The organism is uncultured Cocleimonas sp., assembly GCF_947495625.1.
GTDB lineage: Bacteria > Pseudomonadota > Gammaproteobacteria > Thiotrichales > Thiotrichaceae > Cocleimonas.
The window spans coordinates 129,221-148,944 of sequence record NZ_CANLZW010000002.1 but is presented as its reverse complement, the minus strand read 5'-3'; the positions used below and the strand labels follow the sequence as shown (position 1 = coordinate 148,944).

General features: G+C 40.8%; 21 protein-coding genes. 8 read left to right on the top strand and 13 right to left on the bottom strand.

The features are described 5' to 3' along the window. Positions 1-42: 42 nt before the first annotated feature. The 4 genes from accD to Q1A31_RS01860 form a co-directional block, all read right to left on the bottom strand. Positions 43-1,008: an acetyl-CoA carboxylase, carboxyltransferase subunit beta gene (accD, locus tag Q1A31_RS01875; protein WP_299871744.1), complete on the bottom strand. Its 966-nt coding sequence runs from the start codon at positions 1,006-1,008 to the stop codon at positions 43-45. Positions 1,009-1,107: 99 nt separating this feature from the next. Then, positions 1,108-1,914 (bottom strand): tryptophan synthase subunit alpha, encoded by an 807-nt coding sequence (trpA, locus tag Q1A31_RS01870; protein ID WP_299871540.1) that lies wholly within the window; start codon positions 1,912-1,914, stop codon positions 1,108-1,110. Continuing rightward, positions 1,911-3,110 (bottom strand): tryptophan synthase subunit beta, encoded by a 1,200-nt coding sequence (gene trpB / locus Q1A31_RS01865; protein ID WP_299871742.1) that lies wholly within the window; start codon positions 3,108-3,110, stop codon positions 1,911-1,913. Before trpB ends, trpA begins: the two co-directional genes overlap by 4 nt. 79 nt (positions 3,111-3,189) lie before the next feature. Then, positions 3,190-3,870 carry a phosphoribosylanthranilate isomerase gene (locus Q1A31_RS01860; protein WP_299871538.1) on the bottom strand — a complete coding sequence of 227 codons (681 nt, stop codon included), beginning with the start codon at positions 3,868-3,870 and terminating at the stop codon, positions 3,190-3,192. Positions 3,871-4,356: 486 nt separating this feature from the next. Between Q1A31_RS01860 and Q1A31_RS01855 the strand changes: the two genes are divergently transcribed. The 5 genes from Q1A31_RS01855 (at position 4,357) to pgi (ending at position 9,070) form a co-directional block, all read left to right on the top strand. After that, complete coding sequence (locus Q1A31_RS01855) at positions 4,357-4,617, top strand: GlsB/YeaQ/YmgE family stress response membrane protein (protein WP_299871535.1); 261 nt, start codon at positions 4,357-4,359, stop codon at positions 4,615-4,617. A 63-nt stretch (positions 4,618-4,680) separates the two neighbouring features. Further along, the gene (locus Q1A31_RS01850) at positions 4,681-5,256 is read left to right on the top strand and encodes a hypothetical protein (RefSeq protein WP_299871532.1); all 576 of its coding nucleotides are present in this window, start codon (positions 4,681-4,683) and stop codon (positions 5,254-5,256) included. Between the two features lie 120 nt (positions 5,257-5,376). Next, entirely contained in the window at positions 5,377-6,168 is a 792-nt protein-coding gene (locus Q1A31_RS01845; RefSeq protein WP_299871529.1) for a ferritin-like domain-containing protein, read from the top strand. An 84-nt stretch (positions 6,169-6,252) separates the two neighbouring features. After that, positions 6,253-7,152 carry a transglycosylase SLT domain-containing protein gene (locus Q1A31_RS01840; protein WP_299871527.1) on the top strand — a complete coding sequence of 300 codons (900 nt, stop codon included), beginning with the start codon at positions 6,253-6,255 and terminating at the stop codon, positions 7,150-7,152. Positions 7,153-7,387: 235 nt separating this feature from the next. Then, complete coding sequence (gene pgi / locus Q1A31_RS01835; RefSeq protein ID WP_299871524.1) at positions 7,388-9,070, top strand: glucose-6-phosphate isomerase; 1,683 nt, start codon at positions 7,388-7,390, stop codon at positions 9,068-9,070. A 78-nt stretch (positions 9,071-9,148) separates the two neighbouring features. On the opposite strand, the gene Q1A31_RS01830 is transcribed toward pgi, so the two are convergent. The 7 genes from Q1A31_RS01830 to ndk all read right to left on the bottom strand — a co-directional run bounded on the left by Q1A31_RS01830 (position 9,149) and on the right by ndk (position 15,998). Then, positions 9,149-10,321 (bottom strand): PQQ-binding-like beta-propeller repeat protein, encoded by a 1,173-nt coding sequence (locus tag Q1A31_RS01830; RefSeq protein ID WP_299871521.1) that lies wholly within the window; start codon positions 10,319-10,321, stop codon positions 9,149-9,151. A 2-nt stretch (positions 10,322-10,323) separates the two neighbouring features. Beyond that, positions 10,324-10,953 (bottom strand): tetratricopeptide repeat protein, encoded by a 630-nt coding sequence (locus Q1A31_RS01825; protein ID WP_299871518.1) that lies wholly within the window; start codon positions 10,951-10,953, stop codon positions 10,324-10,326. Positions 10,954-11,015: 62 nt separating this feature from the next. Next, positions 11,016-12,308 (bottom strand): histidine--tRNA ligase, encoded by a 1,293-nt coding sequence (hisS, locus tag Q1A31_RS01820; protein WP_299871515.1) that lies wholly within the window; start codon positions 12,306-12,308, stop codon positions 11,016-11,018. A gap of 37 nt (positions 12,309-12,345) precedes the next feature. After that, positions 12,346-13,410, bottom strand: a complete 1,065-nt coding sequence (locus Q1A31_RS01815; RefSeq protein ID WP_299871512.1) for a RodZ domain-containing protein — start codon at positions 13,408-13,410, stop codon at positions 12,346-12,348. Between the two features lie 55 nt (positions 13,411-13,465). Beyond that, on the bottom strand, positions 13,466-14,272 hold the full coding sequence (gene pilW, locus Q1A31_RS01810) for a type IV pilus biogenesis/stability protein PilW (RefSeq protein WP_299871509.1): 807 nt from the start codon (positions 14,270-14,272) through the stop codon (positions 13,466-13,468). Between the two features lie 148 nt (positions 14,273-14,420). Further along, positions 14,421-15,518: a 23S rRNA (adenine(2503)-C(2))-methyltransferase RlmN gene (gene rlmN / locus Q1A31_RS01805; RefSeq protein ID WP_299871506.1), complete on the bottom strand. Its 1,098-nt coding sequence runs from the start codon at positions 15,516-15,518 to the stop codon at positions 14,421-14,423. Between the two features lie 48 nt (positions 15,519-15,566). Next, complete coding sequence (gene ndk, locus Q1A31_RS01800; protein WP_299871504.1) at positions 15,567-15,998, bottom strand: nucleoside-diphosphate kinase; 432 nt, start codon at positions 15,996-15,998, stop codon at positions 15,567-15,569. 254 nt (positions 15,999-16,252) lie between these two features. Between ndk and Q1A31_RS01795 the strand changes: the two genes are divergently transcribed. Both Q1A31_RS01795 and Q1A31_RS01790 read left to right on the top strand, forming a co-directional pair. Then, positions 16,253-16,582 (top strand): DUF3144 domain-containing protein, encoded by a 330-nt coding sequence (locus tag Q1A31_RS01795; RefSeq protein WP_299871501.1) that lies wholly within the window; start codon positions 16,253-16,255, stop codon positions 16,580-16,582. 61 nt (positions 16,583-16,643) lie between these two features. Continuing rightward, a complete protein-coding gene (locus tag Q1A31_RS01790; RefSeq protein ID WP_299871498.1) occupies positions 16,644-17,426 on the top strand; it encodes a hypothetical protein in 783 nt (260 codons plus the stop codon). 32 nt (positions 17,427-17,458) lie between these two features. Here Q1A31_RS01790 and Q1A31_RS01785 read toward each other — a convergent pair whose 3' ends face one another. Continuing rightward, complete coding sequence (locus Q1A31_RS01785) at positions 17,459-17,980, bottom strand: ecotin family protein (RefSeq protein WP_299871495.1); 522 nt, start codon at positions 17,978-17,980, stop codon at positions 17,459-17,461. Positions 17,981-18,099: 119 nt separating this feature from the next. Next, positions 18,100-18,669, bottom strand: a complete 570-nt coding sequence (locus Q1A31_RS01780) for an NnrU family protein (protein WP_299871492.1) — start codon at positions 18,667-18,669, stop codon at positions 18,100-18,102. A 355-nt stretch (positions 18,670-19,024) separates the two neighbouring features. Here Q1A31_RS01780 and Q1A31_RS01775 point away from each other — a divergent pair, with 355 nt between their 5' ends. Beyond that, positions 19,025-19,606, top strand: coding sequence for a carbonic anhydrase (locus Q1A31_RS01775; RefSeq protein ID WP_299871489.1), 582 nt, complete (start codon positions 19,025-19,027; stop codon positions 19,604-19,606). The last annotated feature ends 118 nt before the right edge of the window (positions 19,607-19,724 follow it).

Below are 19,724 nucleotides of genomic sequence, written 5' to 3'. Positions count from 1 at the left end.
TTGCTATAGAATCGCAATTACAAGGAAACCTAACAGAATTATTTATTCTGCCGGTTTCTCTTCAGTTTGAGCTTCAGACTCATCCTCTTCAACGGGTTTAATAACTTCTGGCTTTGCGATAGCATCAATCTCTTCCATATTTGCTGGTTGAGGCTTGTGCGTCAGCATGCATAGCATATCGACAATATCAGCACGAAGTTTATGACGAGTGATAATTCTATCAATCGCTCCTTTTTCAATCAGGAATTCGCTACGCTGGAAGCCTTCAGGAAGTTTTTCTCCCACAGTTTGTTCAATCACTCGTGGTCCGGCAAAACCAATCAATGCGCGAGGTTCAGCTACAATTATGTCTCCAAGCATTGCAAAACTTGCTGATACACCACCCATGGTTGGGTCAGTCAGCACCGAAACATAAGGGATGTTAGCTTCAGCCAATTTGGTTAGAACGGCACTTGTTTTAGCCATTTGCATGAGCGATGACAGCGCCTCTTGCATACGCGCTCCGCCACTGGCAGAAAATACGATATATGGGATGTTTTGACGTAACGCTTCGTTAGCACCCTGAACAAAACGTTCACCGACTACAGATCCCATAGAGCCGCCAAGAAAGCGGAAATCAAAGGCTGCAGCAACTAATGGAACACCATGCACCTGACCTTTAATGACAATTAACGCATCTTTCTCATCGGTTTCTTTTTGTGCTGCCGAAAGACGGTCTTTGTATCTTTTGCTGTCTTTGAATTTTAAGAAATCGATAGGCTCAACATTGGCGCCAATTTCTTCACGATTAGGTTCATCGAGGAACATTTCAAGACGCTTACGACCACTGAGTCTCTCGTGGTGATTGCATTTAGGGCAAACTTCAAGATTTCGCTCTAAATCGGCACGATAGAGAACCGCATTACACGCAGGACATTTATGCCAGAGACCTTCAGGTATGGTTTTCTTTTTTGCCGTAGTAGCATCAGTACGAATTCGTGATGGTAATAGTTTTTCAAACCAGCTCATATTGAGGGCGTCTCTCATTTGTTTGTCTCAGTGTTGCTTTGTGCTAAATATTCTATAAGTAACTGTAATGTAATACCTAAGCTCAATACGAGCCACGTATTATTTATCCATGGCTTCGCGCATAGAACTTAGTAATGCACCAATTTGATCTAATATTGTATCAGTATCATCTGGATTATTTTCAATAATTTTAACAATCGCACTGCCAACAATAACCCCATCAGAAACTGCTGCTACAGCTGAGGCACTTTCAGCGTCTTTGATTCCAAAACCCACACCAACTGGTAAGGTGGTTTGAGTTTTGATTTTAGCTACGTTTGTAGCCACTTCATCAACATTTAATGCGCTAGAACCAGTTACGCCTTTTAATGAAACGTAGTATAAATAGCCAGAACCGGCATGGACAATTTTACCAATACGATCTTCCGTAGTTGTTGGTGACAGCAAGAAGATAGGATCGATGTCGTATTTTTTCAACACGGCTACCAGTTGTGTACTCTCTTCTGGAGGAAGGTCTACGGTTAATAATCCATCGATGCCACATTCTTTGGCAGCTTTTGCAAACTCTTCATAGCCAAATGCTTCAACTGGATTTAAGTAACCCATCAATACAATCGGTGTCGTTGTATTGGTCTGACGGAATTCAGTCACCATGTCAACAACATCGTGCAAGCTGGTGTGATGTTCTAGTGCTCTTTCGCAAGCTAGTTGTATCGTCGGGCCATCCGCCATCGGGTCTGAAAAAGGGACGCCTAATTCAATGATATCAGCACCTGCTTCAACCATGCGATGCATTAAAGGTACGGTGATTGTAGGATTAGAGTCGCCAGCCGTAATGTAGGGAATTAAGGCTTTGCGGTTATCTTCTTTGAGAGTGGCAAAGCACTCGGTTAATCTGCCGCTCATAACTTGATACCTTCTAAAGCTGCTACTGTATTAATGTCTTTATCACCACGTCCTGAAAGGTTGATGATAATGGTTTTATCTTTGTCCATGGTTGGTGCAAGTTTCATTGCATACGCAAGTGCATGACTGCTTTCAAGTGCCGGGATAATGCCTTCAATACGTGTTAATGAATGGAACGCTTCCATCGCTTCGTCATCAGTCACGGCAACAGCATGTGATCTACCCAGATCTTTGAGTAAACAATGCTCTGGTCCAACACCCGGATAATCCAAACCCGCAGAAATTGAATGCGGCTCAACGACTTGACCATCTTTATCTGCCATTAAGTACATGCGATTGCCGTGTAAGACGCCAGGTTTTGCCATGCTCAACGGTGCGGCATGTTCACCTGTTGCTAGACCATGTCCAGCAGCTTCTACACCATAGATTTTAACATCCAGATCAGCGAGGAACTCATGGAACAAGCCGATGGCATTTGATCCACCGCCAATACAGGCGATCAGTGCATCAGGTAGTCGACCTGTTTGTTCGAGGCATTGCTCTTTGGCTTCACGACCAATAATGGTTTGGAAGTTACGTACCATGCTCGGGTATGGGTGTGGACCTGCCACAGTACCGATACAGTAAAAAGTATTATCTACATTGGTTACCCAGTCACGCATCGCTTCGTTTAATGCATCTTTAAGTGTCTTAGATCCGGAAGAAACCGGTCTAACTTCAGCGCCTAAGAGCTTCATTCTATAAACATTGGGTGCTTGTCTTTCAACGTCGACTTCGCCCATATAAACCACGCACTCAAGTCCTAAGCGAGCAGCAATAGTAGCTGTTGCAACGCCATGCTGTCCCGCCCCTGTTTCAGCGATGATACGAGGCTTACCCATGTGTTTAGCTAATAAAGCCTGGCCAATAGTGTTATTGATTTTATGCGCGCCGGTATGGTTTAAATCTTCTCTTTTAAGGTAGATTTGCGCACCACCTAATTGTTTAGACCATCTTTCTGCATGATAGAGTGGGCTAGGGCGTCCAACATAATTTCGTAAATCATTGTCATAACTAGCCTGGAATTCGGGGTCATTTTTTAATGAATTATAGGCTTCATCGAGCTCCTGGATTGCTTCCATAAGTGTTTCTGAAGCAAAGCAACCTCCATAGATACCAAAATGCCCATTTTCATCTGCTAAGTTGTCCCAATCAATCGTGCTTAAATCAACATTGCTTAAGTCGTGATCGTTTAGATCATTTTTTATTTGGCTATTTTTACGGCCATTTACTGTTTCAGTTCTTACAGTGGACACGGTGTACCTCTTTCATTAACTGTGTAATTTTTTGGTTGTCTTTAATTCCTGGCTGGCTTTCTACGCCACTGCTGAGATCAATACCATAGACATCGCATGCTTGCATAGCATTAGCAACATTTTTGGGGTTTAATCCACCTGCTAAAATTATGGGTTTAGCGTAGTTTTGTGGAACATGACTCCAATCAAATGTTTTGCCTGTACCGCCTGCTTTTCCTGATGCATGGCTATCGACTAAAAAACCTTTCGCGGTTGTGTATATATCTGCGAGCTTTTTAAAATCATCTTCTGTATTTACAGATTCCATGCCTATCGCTTTGATGTAAGGGCGTGGAAATGACTTGCAAAACTCAGGTGTCTCAGAGCCGTGAAATTGTAACAAGTCTAAACCCACATTAGCTAGAACAGTTTCTACAAATTCAGTAGTTGGATCCAGAAACAACCCAACGCAAGTCACAAACGGTGGAAGTGAAGCGCAAATCTCAGCTGCCTTTTCCATACTTACATTTCTAGGGCTTTTTTCATAAAAAACAAGGCCAATAGAATCACACCCTGCATTTGCCACTGCCTGAGCAGCTTCAACCGACGTGATGCCGCATATTTTGACGCGCACTCTGCTAGGTGATTGATCTGTTTTTTCTGAAATGTTGTGAGAATCCATAAATTTGCTCTAATCATAATATTTGGTGATTTATCATTTGTTGAACTATCAATGAGTAACTTTCAATGAATAAAGAGAAAGGTCAGAAATTCAATAATAGATCGCTCTTTTCATATCAGCTAGTCATTCCTGAGTAGAAAAAATCGTTCTAGAGTATAAGGCATCATTCTAAAATTCAAAGTGGTATTCAAAATAACATAAGTAACTAAATGCTAGTAGTTACAGTCATCCATGCTATTAGCAATAACAGGTATTGTAAGACATCAGTTTTATGTAGAGGTTTTAAAAAAAATAGCTCTGCATATGATTCATCAACGATTACAAATCGCATAAACGTAAAAACAGTCAAAAAGTAGGGGGGTGACCCTATTGTTTGATAGACATGATTAGCTTAGCTATTACTTTTGGGGTAATTGAATCAGCATATATATTATTATATTCTAATATACTTAATTATATTATTGGTTATTTTACTAGGAGTTAAATATGGCACTTTGGACGCTTATTGTTTGGTTGGTCGTTGGCGCAATCGCTGGTTTTTTAGCCCGTAAGATTATGGGCGGAACTTCACCATTCGGTTTAATTGGAGATATGATTTTAGGCCTTGCGGGTGGTGTAGTCGGTGGTTATTTGATGGCACTTGCAGGATTAGGCAACACAACAGGTGGCTTAATTGCGACAATTATAACTGCAATAATCGGTGCTTCTATTCTGATTTGGTCGACTCGATTTATCAAAAAATCATAAATTATTGAGTGATTTCAGAAAAATTAACCCATATTTATACACGAATTTAAGGTGAAATTAATCATGGACGAAAATAAGAAAAGCTTTTTTGAGCGTATGGGAGAAATTCTCAACGCACCTTTGCCCGGAACTCAATCGGAATCTATACCAACTGCGGGTTCTTCTCCGGATGATGAGACTAAAGAAAAAGCTGATGTGAATGATGATTCTCTGTTAGCTAGAATTAAAGATATTTTGAATACGCCTTTGCCAGGTAATGATATTTTAGAAGGGAAGTTGGTGGATTTAGAAGCTTCTACCGTAGAGATTACCGAAGCTGACGTTACTGAAAACTGGTGGGAAGACGATTGGGCAGTTTTTAAAGCGCACCAGGAACAAGATCGCAAAGGACTAAATATAAAGCAACGCCAGGATCAAGAAGGCTTTGCACAATATCAGGAATTAGAGCGCGAACAATTCAATGCCTATCAAGCTAAAGAATTTGAGTTATTCCAGGCACAACAACAAGCTAAAATCAGCTGGATTCAGCATCAGCAATTAGCTCAAGCAGCAGGAGTTCAAGTGGCAGGCGCAGTACCGCCGCCAGCACCAGTAGCTCCTTTGCCACCAGAGATGCCCTCTCCTCCATGGGTTTCTTAAGTGGAATGAAGCTATGGACGTTACCGTTTAAAATCGATCACGAAAAAATCGCTTAAAGTGGGGGGGTGTGTTTCAATATATATTCTTCTTTAATTGGCGTGTTTAACGCAGTTTTTAATCATGAATTTATATGAACAAGCTTTTGCCTGTTTGATGCAAGTAGACATCAGTGAGAAAAAAAAGATGGTTTCTTTACTGCAAGAAGCCTGGCAAAACGGAGAGTTAAATCGAAACGATTCCGCATTGGTTTCGATTCCTGTTCCTGGTCGTCCAGATAGTCCAGATTTGTTAAATCCTTCATTACTCAAGCAGCGTAAATTAGGCTCGGATTTGGGTCGTGCAACACTTGTTCATGCGATATTGCATATTGAATTCAATGCGATTAATTTGGCGCTTGATGCAGTTTATCGTTTTCGCGATATGCCCGAACAGTACTATTCAGATTGGCTTAAAGTAGCTGCAGAAGAAGCTTATCATTTCTCGTTATTGGAAAAGCGTCTGGCCGATTTAGGATATTCTTATGGAGACTTCCCTGCGCATAATGGTTTGTGGGAAATGGTTTTAAAAACTGATCATGATGTGTTGATTAGAATGGCATTAGTGCCTCGCGTCCTAGAGGCTCGAGGCCTTGATGTAACGCCAGGTATGATAGAACGCTTATTAAAAGCCGGAGATAATGATACGGTAGATATTCTGCGTATTATCCTTCGAGATGAAATAGGTCATGTGGCAATAGGATCTCACTGGTTTAAATATTGTTGTAAAAATAAAGAACTGAATCCAGAAGAAACCTTCCGTAATCTTCTTATCGAATATATGGGTAAGGGCTTAAGTGGTCCTTTTCATGAAGAAGCTCGTTTACAGGCAGGCTTTAGTCAGGAAGAAATCGATGAATTAGTCAAAATGGTCTAATTTTATACGTTATTATCCATTTTCACTTTTAAGTAAAAAGAAGTTTTCGTTTAAATATGTTTTCTGAAACCCTTTAAACTATCTATGTATTATCTTCGATTGTTTTCATTTCGCTTGTTTTCCCCAAGATCTGGTGTGGCTCTTTTAAAGTCATGTCTTCTGATTGTCCTGTTTGGCTATGGAGTAACTGCGAGTGCCATAGACACAGAGTCTCATCCGGAAAAGTATTGTAGTGTAGGGAAGATAGAAAGCTTTAAGAAAAAGTTGAAGACTTATAATCAGTTAATTTCAAAATACAGTCAAAAGTATGGGGTGTCAGAATCCCTGATTAAAGCTGTTATTACTGCGGAAAGTTGCTTTAATTCATCGGCTGTTTCTCCAGTGGGCGCCCAAGGTTTAATGCAGTTGATGCCTGCCACAGCAGCACGTTTTGGTGTTCTCGACAGTTTTGATCCAGAGCAAAATATCCAGGGTGGAACCAAATACCTGAAATTTCTACTGTCTTATTATGATCAGTATATCCAGAAAGCGGTTGCTGCCTACAATGCAGGAGAAGGTGCTGTAGATAAGTATCAGGGTATTCCTCCATACAAAGAAACGATTAACTATGTTTCGAAGGTATCGCAGTTACATAAGATCTATGCTAAAGGGGTTAAGGTTCATGCGGTGTTTCGGCAAGGTAAATCTCGATCCTATCGTCCTTTTAAAACGACGAAATCTCGCCTAAGTCCTTATAAAAACGGCAAACGAAATTATGCGCGTAGTAGCTGTTTTAAAACAACATCTCGTCTTAAAAGGGCAACTCGATACGTAAAAAGAGGCAAGATAAAGCAAAGGCTTTATTTTGCAAAAAAAGGCGATACCTTGATGAAGGTTATGCGTAAAACAGGAGTCAATAAAGCTAAAATTAAACTAATGAATAATTTACGTTCCAATACCAGGCTTCGCAGAGGACAAAGATTGTTATTGTGGGAGTGCAGGTAATAATAAATTTGTACTTAGCAAAATTAACGAGCTCATTTTTTGCTCAATAGATTTTAAGAATGAACGGTAAGGAAATACTTATCTACATAAGTTATAATAGTGCGCCATAAATGTGCTTTTCTGGGCTTGATAAGCACATATTTAAGTTGGTAAATAAGAAGCTTAGTCAAATAGATAAAAAAGAGTTGTTGAAAAAGCACAAAAATAATTACTAAAAAGTTATCAGAGAATAAATATGAGACCTGCAAGAGTCGTTCTGAATGCTAAATCACCGTTAATCAATACACCCGCCTGGGTTGCACTGCTTGAACACTTTGAGCGTGTAAAGAAAGTTCATATGGTTGAACTTTTCGACCAAGATCCTGAAAGATTCAAGAAATATTCTATCCAGTTCAATGACATGCTTTTGGACTATTCAAAAAACCGCGTTACTGATGTCACGATGAAATTACTTTTTTCATTAGCTGAACAAGCAGGTGTGGAAAAGTGGCGCGATAGAATGTTTTCTGGTGAGAAAATCAATAATACTGAAGGCAGAGCAGTTTTGCATACCGCACTAAGAAACAGATCAGGTAAACCTGTTTTTGTGGACGATGAAAACGTCATGCCCCTGGTTGAAACAGAACTAGAGAAAATGCGTGTTTTCTCAGAAAAAGTGCGAAATGGACAGTGGATTGGTTATGCGGGCCTGCCTATTACCAATGTTGTAAATATAGGTATTGGTGGTTCTGATTTGGGTCCACATATGGTTTGTAGGGCATTAGAGCCTTATTCGCATAAAAGCTTACGTGTACATTTTGTTTCAAATGTTGATGGCTCACATATCGACCAGATTCTTAGTCAGCTTCGACCTGAAACGACATTATTTATCGTGGCTTCCAAAACATTCACCACACAAGAGACACTCACCAACGCCAACACCGCAAAGAAGTGGTTTTTAGAAGGCGCTGGGCGTGTTACTGAAGGTGATATTGCAAAACATTTTGTCGCAGTATCAACGAATGAGAAAGAAGTAGAAAAGTTTGGAATAGACCCGGTCAATATGTTCCGTTTCTGGGATTGGGTGGGTGGTCGTTATTCATTATGGTCTGCCGTAGGTCTGGCTAGTGCGATTTATGTTGGCATGGATAACTTCATCGAAATGCTGGAAGGCGCTCATGAAATGGATAATCATTTTCAAGAGCAACCACTTGATCAGAATATTCCGGTGATTCTGGCAATGCTAGGAATCTGGTATGGTAACTTCTTCCATGCCGAATCCAGCGCTGTTCTTCCTTACGATCATAATTTGCGTATGCTACCCGCTTATCTTGAGCAGGCAGATATGGAAAGTAATGGAAAGTCTGTAGATCGTGAAGGCAGACAGGCAACGTATTCCACAGGAAAAATTATTTGGGGTGCTGAAGGTATCAATGGTCAGCATGCTTTCTATCAGTTGTTGCATCAAGGTACGCGTTTAATCCCGACGGATTTTATTGCTTCCATCCAATCTCACGGCAATCATAAAGAACATTGTGACATTCTTGCTTCTAACTTCCTCGCTCAAACAGAAGCGTTGATGAAAGGAAGGACGATGGAGAAGACGCGAGAACAGTTAAAGGAAGCTGATATCGAGTTGCATAAGGCGGAAAAACGTTTACCCCACATGATTTTCAGTGGAAATCAGCCGAGTAACTCAATTGTTATCAAGAAACTAACGCCAAAAGCTTTAGGTTCTCTTTTGGCTATGTATGAGCACAAAATTTTTGTGCAGGGTATCGTATGGAACCTAAATTCTTACGATCAGTGGGGGGTTGAGTTAGGTAAGAAGTTAGCAAAAAATATTCTTGAAGAGCTCGAAGACGGTGAAGACCTGTATGAACATGACAGTTCAACGCAGGGTCTACTCGATTGGTTTAGAAAGAACAGTAGAGATTAAATATATAAAAAACCCCTATAAGTAGGGGGGTGTGTTTTGTTCTTTATAGATCTTTGTTTTGCTAAATAAAAGCAAACGCTAGCGTTTAGTCACTTTAGAGAGAATTCCGCTTTTGCCTAAAACAAAGATACTGCTTCCATCTACTTCCGGCTCTATAGAATAACCAAGCGGATCGCCTTTAATTCTAGCGCTGAACTTCCCGTTGGCCGAATTTATCCAATGGATATTGCCTTGTTTGTCAGTAACAGCAATGTCAGAGTTTCCAATGATAGCCGGAACAGAAGGTAATCGTCTTTGAAGGTCGTCCATACTCCATACTGGTTCACCAGTTTGTGGATCATATTTCCAGATGTTGCCTTTATCGTCGCTGCTGTAAAGTCCTAATCTATTGGCGTTAACACCTGTTGGTGTTGAATAAGCTCGAGACCAGGCTTTTTTACCATTCTCAATATTGATTCCAGCGGAGCTACCATTCATTGATGCAGCAAATAAGGCGTTACCGAGCTGTTTGATTTTTCCGTCGACATCAGTGATTTGCTCAGGCTCCGTACTGGCGCGAGGTAAGGCTAGAATTGCTTCCCAAATTCCCTGTCCATTTGCAATATTGTAAGCAGCTACTTTGCCATTATCAAAACCTGCGATTACTAATGGCGGAACTACCAGAGGAACACCACCGCCCAATTGACTAAGAGCGGGAGGGCGTTGAGAACGTTGCCAGATTAATTCTCCAGTACTTTCAAGTAAGCCATGAAGTTTTCCATCAACGGTTCTGAAGATTACCCGATTATTAGCACTTGCTGAGACGGAAAGTATTTCGCTGCTGAGTCTTTCAATCCACAGAATTTTGCCGGTTGCGGCATCCAGTGATATAGCGTTGCCATTTGTGGTGCCAAGGAATACTTTGCTAGCGCTAGCATTGTTTGACGTACTGAGGTTGCCATTTACACCCGCACTAATTGTTTCATCAATAGCTGTTTTCCACAGCATTTTGCCATTACTTTTTTGCCATGCGCTGGCAGTTGTGCCGCCAGCAATATATACCAGCTTGTTATCTATAAATGGGTGAACCTTGTTTTCCCCCATTGCACTACCGGTAGCAACTTGCCAATCGGTCTTGACGTTAATGGTAGGGGTAACTGCTTTTAGTGTTTTTAATGGAGCAGGGCGAGATTTCTTGCCGCTAATTTGGCTACATCCACTTTGAAAAGCGAATAATCCAATCAAAAGCAGTACGTAAGGTTTTAAAGTCACTATTAAGCTCCGCTTTTTAGTTGGTTACCCAGATCATCGCGCTTCATTTTTAACAACTGTGTATTTTGATCGCCTGCGCTCAAAATAGCTTTATCATATGCTTCGTACGCTTGTTTAAATTCTTTTTTAGCAAAATGGATGTCACCATTCAGTTCACTAATCAGGGATTGATAAGAAACAGGCATTTTTCCAGAAAGAATCGATTTAGCTTCATCTAGTTTACCAGTGCTCACTAGCGTTCGAGCGAGACGAAGTTTAGCGAGATTTGCTAGGCTGTCTTGTGGGCTCTCAGTGGCTTTTTTTAATTCAGCAATACATTCCTCTGTTTTACCCGCTTCGCAACTTGTTTTGGCGGAGCTAAGTGCAGCAAGATATGCGTAAGATGTACTTCCATATTCATCTTCCAGCTTTTTTAAGACATCAGTAGAATCGGCTCCCACCTGGTCTAATTGGGAATATAACTTTGAAGCGCCTTCAGACTGAGTAACTTTGTGTTCTTTCCAGTAATTCCAGCCAAACATGCCGCCAACGGTAAGTGCAACGCCTGCAATTACAGAGGTTCCGTTTGAACGCCACCAGGCTTTCAGTTCTTCTGCTTTTTCTTCATCTGATTTAAGATCGTAATCTGCCATTTCTGCTACTGTCCTATAAATAAATTGTGTCTTTCAATATGGTAATTCTTAAGGTGGTGCGACTATACCATGTTGATAATATGTTCTGCTACGAATTCACTAAGTGCTTGTTGTGATAAGGTTTGTTGTTGAAAATTATCTTGTAAGCTTTTTAGTAAAGGTTTAACCGTAATTTCGTTATCAGCTAGCTCATTTTCACCAAGAATTAAGGCAAAGGCTGCGCCAGATTTATCTGCTCGTTTGAGTTGTGATTTAAAGCTCCCTGATCCCGCATTGCACATTAAGCGTAATTCAGGGTTTGAATCACGTAATGACTCAGCCAAAGCAGTACCCGCTAATTCAGCCTGTTCTCCAGCCATCACTAGGTAAGCGTGTGGCAGTGTTTCATTCTTATTAAGGCCTTGCTCTTCAACCAATAGTTGAAGTCGATCTAAGCCGATGCCAAAACCACAGGCTGAGGTTTCTCTCCCACCTAATTGCTTTACTAAACCATCGTATCTACCGCCCGCACAAATAGTGCCTTGGGCTCCAAGATCTTCAGTAATCCATTCGAACACTGTGCGGTTATAGTAATCAATACCACGTACTAAACGAGGGTTAACTTCGTAGCTAATTCTGATTTGGTCTAAACGTTGCTTCAAGCTTTCAAAGTGTACCTTTGATTCTTCATCTAAATAGTCAAGAAGGTTAGGGGCGTTCTCAACCAGCTCTTTCATCGCTGGATTTTTTGTATCCAGAATTCTTAGTGGGTTTTTGTGTAAGCGTCTTTGAGAATCTTCATCTAATAGTTCTTGATGCTTACTAAAGTATTCGATTAATACGTTACGATAATCTTGGCGTGCTTCATTACTTCCCAGCGAATTGATTTCAAGTCTTACGTTTTTGAAACCAAGTTTCTTCCAAAAGCGCGCAGCAATCGCTATCACTTCTGCGTCTATTTCTGGGCCATCAATGCCGTAGGTTTCAATGCCTGCCTGATAAAATCCTCGATAACGTCCTTTTTGAGGGCGCTCGTGACGGAACATGGGGCCGATATACCAGATGCGTTGTTGTTGGTTGTGAAAAATACCGTGCTGAATTCCAGCTCTTACACAACCAGCAGTGCCTTCAGGGCGTAATGTGAGGCTATCACCATTTCTATCTTCGAAGGTGTACATTTCTTTTTCAACGATATCAGTGGCATCACCAATTGAGCGTTTGAAAAGGTCAGTAGACTCAATAATTGGAGTGCGTAACTCGCTATAGCCATAGCTGTTAAAAAGCTGGCGTGCGGTGTTTTCGATATATTGCCAGGAAGAAGATTGTTCAGGGAGAATGTCTCGCATTCCGCGAACTGATTGCAGATTTTTTGCCATTATATGTACCGAACTTTTTCCTGAAACTATTAAACGTTTATTCTAAGGTGAAATTGGCAATACTGCCATTGATATACTGGCTGATATCAACTGCTTTGTCATCAACAAATAGCGATAAACCCTGAGCATTTCCTACTCTAAATGTTAAAGGTTTTTCGATGGTTAGATCTTTATTAGTACCCAGTTTATTTAAGCCTTCAAAAACTGTTTTGTTGTCTTTGTTTCTGATTCTTAACCAAACATCTTTGTTAAACACTAATTTAATCTTAAGCTGATCACTGCTAGAACTGGTTGCCGGAGTTTCTTGCTCTGCGGCTGCTTGTTCCGCTGTTTGCTCAGTGATGCTTGGGTCATCTGAAGAGGTTGTTTCGGTATTAGCTGTCTGTTGAGTATCTTCTGTAGTGGCTTCTGCATTTACAGTATTGTCAGTTGAGGAATCTGTTTGAGTTCCCGCTGAGTTTGTATCGTCTGTATTATTTTGATCTGCTGAATTAATATTTGATTGAGTATTGCCATTATTCAGTGGCAGACTAGTAGTGTTGTTCTCAGAAACATCAGAATCAGGCAAGGGAACGGGTACTGGTAAAGACCCTGTTAATAATGGATTACTTCCTGACTCACCATTCGGTGATTGTAATTGGGTTGATAAGCTACTCCAGGTGGTTTTGAACCATTGGTTAACCCCTGGGATCATGGCTAATAAAGTGATGCCACCAATTAACAACGCTAGCAAAATTAGCTGCGCCCAAATTGGGGACATGCTTTTACGTTTGCTTAAATTTATATTGGCGGAAGTCTTAATCTGGTAATGGAGTTCATTCGCGTCGGCGCCACGTAAAGATTCATAACGGCTAATCAGTTCATTTGGGTCAGTATCACCAAGTTTTGCGTAGTTGCGTAAATAGCCGCGTATATATGGTGGCTCTGCTAACTGGTCGAAGTCTTCGTTTTCTAGGTGAAGGATGACTTCTTCTGATAAACACATCGCGTCCGCGAGTTGTGAAGTTGAAAATCCTGCATCTTCACGAAGTTGAATCAGGCGCGCCTGTAGTTCACCTTCTAGGACGACAGGTTGCTCAGTTTTATTTTTTTCTTTAGCCATTTGATGTTCGTGTCTGGTTGGTTTTGCAGTTGTATAGGTCAGGGTAGATGGAATGTTAATTTGCTTGTTGTGCTTCTTTACTAGCAGGGAAAAGTCTTAATAATGCTGCTTTACAACTACTGGCTTTCGCATGATCGCCCATCTTGGTGTTGATTTTATTACATAAATCCAATGCTTCAGGAGAAGATTGTCCCACACTTTCATAGCGTAACATGAATGCTTGTGCTCTAGGGTAATTCCCTCGATCACTGTAAAGTTTCGCCATTTCTAACAACGCTGAAGGAAAGGCTGATTTTTTCTTTAATGCCTGGCGAAAATAAGTCTCAGCTTTCGCATCGTCATTGGTTTTTCTCAAACAAATTCCGGCGTTAGTATAGGCAAATTCTGGGGTGCGATATAGTGGGTCGTTTATGGCAACAGTGAATTGTTTAACCGCTGCTCGTGGACGTCCTGAATCACACAAAAAAGAACCATAGTTATTTCTAATTTCTGGATCTTTAGGATTTAAGTTAATCGCTTTTAAAAAATATTGTTCAGCTTTTTTATTGTTACCTAATTTCTGTTGCAAAATCGCGTAGTAATGATTCGATTGAGCAGAGCTCGGATTCTGTTCAAGTGCTTTTAATAACTTTTCATTGGCAAGATTCAAACGACCTTTCTGTAGATAGCGAATACCCAGGTCAGAATTGTAGTTTGATGCTTCGTTTGATTTAACACTGGTTGAAGAACAAGCACTTAGAAATAGAGTACTCGCAATAAAAGCGGTCGTGAGAAGCGTCTTGGTCTTAATCGGTTTAAAAGAGCTTACATCGGCAACCGAAGTCTTAATGTTATTAATCACGGAGCTGTAAATGGTGCTCATTGAAATTCCCCTTTAGAGTAAGCATCTTAAGCATTCTAAGTTATGCTGATTAGCAATCAATCATCAAACTTTTCTTGTTTTTTTAAATCCTAAGTTATTAAAAGCCAAACTATAGACTAGGATCAAAGTTTCGATAGAAGGTTCAGAATTAAGATTCTATCCGCGCAAAATGAATTTCTCTGCGACTTTTGTCATTAACTTTTCCAGCTAACTGCCCACAAGCTGCGTCAATATCTTCACCCCTTGTTTTTCTGGTCATCACGATTAGCCCACCGCTTTCCAGAATTTCCCTGAATCTGTAAATTCTATTATTTGAAGAACGTTTATAACGTGTTTCAGGGAACGGGTTAAATGGTATCAAATTCACCTTTACAGGTACATCCTTTAATAAGGTAATCAATTCACGCGCATTTTCATCACTGTCATTGACCTTATCTAACATCACATATTCTATAGTGATTTTTTCTCTGGCAGCTTTGCCGTCCATAAAGCGCATGCACGATTCGAGTAGTTGTTTGATTGGGTACTTGCGATTGACAGGTACCAATTGGTCACGTAATGCATCATTAGGTGCATGCAGTGAAATCGCTAAACTTACATCAACCCGGTCACGTAATTTGTCTAGTGCGGGCACAACACCTGATGTACTCAATGTAACGCGGCGTTTACTTAAGCCGTAGGCATTATCATCGAGCATTAACTCCATCGCTTTTACTACTTTTTCGAAGTTAAGCAATGGCTCGCCCATACCCATCATCACTACGTTACTAATAACGCGGTCTGATTCTGGATCGGGTTGTAGAATTTTTTTGGCAAGCCATAATTGTCCGATAATTTCGCCAACGGTCAAATTACGGTTAAAGCCTTGTCGTGCGGTCGAACAAAATGTGCAATCGAGTGCACAACCGACTTGAGAAGAAATACACAAGGTTCCGCGGCCATCTTCGGGGATGAATACTGCTTCAATACAGTTGCCATCATCCAGACGGAGCAACCACTTGTGTGTGCCATCTTCAGACTTTTCATCAATAGCGACTTCAGGAGCGCGTATCTCAGCGATACTTTGTAAATCTTCACGAAGTGCTTTGCTGACATTGCTCATATCATCAAAGTTATCAACGCCATGCTGATGAATCCACTTGATTATCTGCGTGGCACGAAAAGGCTTTTCTCCCCGTTCGAGGAAAAAAGCTTTTAAGTCTTCTGAGGTATAATCCAGAAGGTTGATTTTCTTTGTTGTAGTCATTTTATATTTTTACTCTTAAATTGCGCTAACAATTTTAAGATCAAATTATTAACGAGTACGTGGGCAGATTTCGTCTGCTGAGAAGAAGTAATCAGTTTCAATTTGTGCATTCTCAAGACTATCAGAACCATGAACTGCATTCTCATCGATGCTTTGAGCGAAATCAGCACGGATAGTTCCAGCATCAGCTTCAGCAGGGTTAGTTGCACCCATAAGCTCACGGTTTTTGCTCACTGCATTTTCGCCTTCAAGAACCTGAATCATTACAGGACCAGAAGTCATGAACTCAACTAGATCACCAAAGAAAGGACGCTCTTTGTGTACTGCGTAAAAACCTTCTGCGTCAGCTTTAGAAAGGTGCTTCATTTTAGCTGCAACGATTTTAAGTCCGCCTTTTTCAAAGCGAGAATAGATTTCACCAATAACGTCTTTACCGATTGCGTCAGGTTTGATGATAGAAATAGTGCGTTCAATAGCCACGGTATTATACTCCAAAAACTTGAATTCGCGTATTTGCGAATTTCATTTAAATAAGGCTCACAGCGGAAATTCCTGAAGTGAGGGTCAAAACCGCGCTATTGTACTGTTGTGTTGGGGATCAGTAAAGGGTAGGTTCACTTTAAAAGATTAAAAATAAAGGGTTAATCAGTGCATAAATAAACAATAAAGTAGTTGGATTAAGAGCCTCTCGCGGTTATATTTTCCCCCTCATTTATTATTACATGGCTTTAGATATGGCAGACGATCAATTAAACGAACAAGAAAGCAAAGAATTTTACGCAATGGCAGATACATTTATCGATGTGGCAAATAGTCATTGTGATAACAAAGAAACCAACCACGTAGGTTCCGCGATGCTTTTTGCGACTGCCAGATTCAGCTCATTTGTTGTCGCATCACAATCACCCGACAAAGATGCATATGAAGCAGAAATAGAAACAGCAACTGAATTTTTTACCAAAGAATTCAAACGCATGCTGACGCAAAACCTTGATGACTATAAAACAGCGTTTAAAGCTCATGAAGATGAGCCACGCTACGAACACCTAAAGAAAAAGGATTAGCCTTAAAAAAACACCCTATAAGTAGGGGGGTGACTTAAGCTATAAAAATTGGAACAACAGATTGAAACTTGAAGAGATTATCGATTTAAAGCGTTATCCGATTACGGATGACGCATTTAAAGAGCAATCACGTCAAACGGTGGCAGAAAAAGGCGCGCTAGCGATGCCTGAATTTTTAACCGGGGCAGCTTTGGAAGCAATTCGTAAAGAAGGCGAGCAGAAACAAGATCAGGCGTTTTTCAGTCGACAGTTTCATAATGTCTATCTTACCGACAACAATCCAGAGTTTGCAGACGATCACGCATTTAATCGTCAGGTAGTTTCATCTAAAGGTTGTATTACCGATGATATCGTTGGTGATGAATCAGCATTGCGCGAGTTGTACAACGCACAATCATTCAAAGACTTTTTGAGTTACGTGTTTGGTGAAGACGCGTTGTATCCTTATGCCGATCCGCTTTCTTCGATCAATCTACACTACGCGAAAAAAGGTCAGGAACTCGGATGGCATTTTGATAATTCCTCATTCGCGATTACCTTGATGATTCAACCAACCGAAAAAGGTGGTCAGTTCGAATACATCAAAGAAGTCCGAGATGCTGATGCGGGCGAGATGAATTTCGATAAAGTAAATAGCGTTCTCGACGGTAAAGAAACCCCACAACAGTTATCAATGGATGCTGGAGCGCTGGTTTTATTCAGAGGCCGTAATGCGATACATCGGGTTACGCCAAATGAAGGTGATCGCACCAGAATGTTAGTTGTTTTGGCGTATAACTCTCAACCCAATATTGCGCTTTCAGGATCTGCGCGGATGACGTTCTACGGTCGATTGGGCGAGTAATTTTCTGTTACTACTTACTTATTGGAAGTAACTTAACCCTGCTTCGTTGATGTGAATTTATCATCGGCTCTCCAGATACGATATCTCACTGACTGTCCTTGCGGCGCATAAATCACTATCGGTAAACGGCTATTGTAACGAATTGTTAATGGTTGACCCGACACAAAAGTTTTTATCGATTGCGTACCAGCGGGAACTCCCATCATGGTACTCATGCCCACATCTTTGCCTGTTATCTCGTAATACGTATAACCCCAGCCTTTTAACGGGCGAGGTTCGATACGAGTCCCCAGTCGAACGCGATTCACGCCATCTGTCATCATCATTTTTCCTGGCATCAACTCAACTTTAAACGCATCTTCCTCGCCACGTTCTTTATGCGGCAAAGTGATTACAAAGCGTTGCATACCCTCTGCTGCTGCAGGGAAGGCTTTGAGTTCTTTATGCTCAGGAGTTTGTGACATGACTTGAGGAATAATAAGAAAAAGTCCAAAAGATAAAAGTAAAAAGGAGATTATATTATTCATGCTGAGTTTGTCTGTTGAATCTAACATAGGTTCAAAAAATGCCTGAGCTCTGCATAAGTTCTTTTAGTCATTTCAAGCAACGAAATGAAAAATCACTTAAAAGTAGGGGGGTGACATTCATTGAATATCACCCTAAGACCGATTCATTAACCACGCGTCATGATCGGTACACCTGCAAAGTAAGGATGTAAAAACATCAGAATCAGATACAACACTACACTCACCACAAATAGAATCACCAGCGATTTCATGCCTTTTGAATCGGTCGGCATCACTCTAGCGCTTTCGCGTTTGTTAATGGTGATTTGCGAGATAATTGCCCAAAGGCCTAAGCCACCAAATAAAATTACAGAACGGATATCACCATTCGCGAGTAAATGGCCAATACTCCACACTATCATACCTGTCAGCATCGGGTGACGTACCCATTCACGAATTTTTGTTTTAGTATTCGCCGCACCGAATAAAATAATCGCTATCAAAATCAATAGCATGGTTGCATGCCTTCCCCACGCAGGAGGATTATAAACCGCAGTCGGTATCGTATTTTTCCAGCCGATCACCATCAACACAATCGAGCCAACAATCAGCAGCGCATAAGCACCTTGATAGCCATTGCCGAATTTCTCAGATAATTGATTACGATGCGAAACCGCAACGCTAGGGTAAAGATGAACAACACTCCACAGAGCCACGCCAAGAATTAGCCAGATCATAATAATACCAACAGGTTTTAAGTAGTATTGAGTATAACAGCCTAAAAAATGTAAGTGTGAAACAGCATAAGTTACAAGTATTTATCAGGAAAAAACTCATATTATCAGAAGTTTATGAGTAGTTTGAAAGAAGAAAAAATGAGTTGATGAGTCTTTACTATACTTAGATAGATTTAATAAAAGACAAATGTATAGGTATCTAAGGTCTAACAACCAGAGAGAAAAACGAGAGAGATAATAAAGAATAAAGAATAAAGAATAAAGAATAAAGAATAAAGGTTTCCATCTTTGCCGTAATGAAAACCTTTTCTATATATTAAGCGGCACAGAAAATGAGTAAAAAAGGAGAGAGAAAATGAGTAAAATAGTCGATGAAGTAAAATCAGCAAATGCCGAATATGTATCTAATTTCGGTGATAAGGGAGATTTACCCATGCCTCCCGGCCGACAGTTTGCAATTCTGACTTGTATGGATGCGCGTCTGGATCCTGCAAAATACGCCGGGCTGGCAGAAGGTGATGCGCATGTGATTCGAAATGCCGGAGGCAGAGCAAGCGACGATGCGATTCGCTCCCTGGTAATTTCCTATAAATTACTGGGTACCAGAGAATGGTTCGTTATACATCACACCGATTGTGGAATGGAGACATTCACCACTGAAATAATGGGTGATTTATTATCAGGCAGTTTGAAAACTGCAAACGTTGATGCCACAGGCTGGCATGACAGCAATGCGGGTGGCGGAACAACAGATGGCAAATACATCAACTGGTTAACCATCAGTGATAATGCAAAAAGTGTGGTTGAAGATGTAGAACGAATTCGCAGCAACTCAATGGTGCCTTCAGACATCCCAATTTACGGATACATCTATGATTGCAAAACGGGTGAATTAGTTGAAATACCCGATGCTACAGCAGCAGGGAAAGCGAGTTAGCATTGGTCAGTTTATGGTGGCTTTGTAATCACAAAGCCACTAATTAGTATGAAGAATTGTCAATATATCGTGTTTGATTAGAAGTAATCCTCTAAAAAGTGCCTATAAGTAGGGGGGT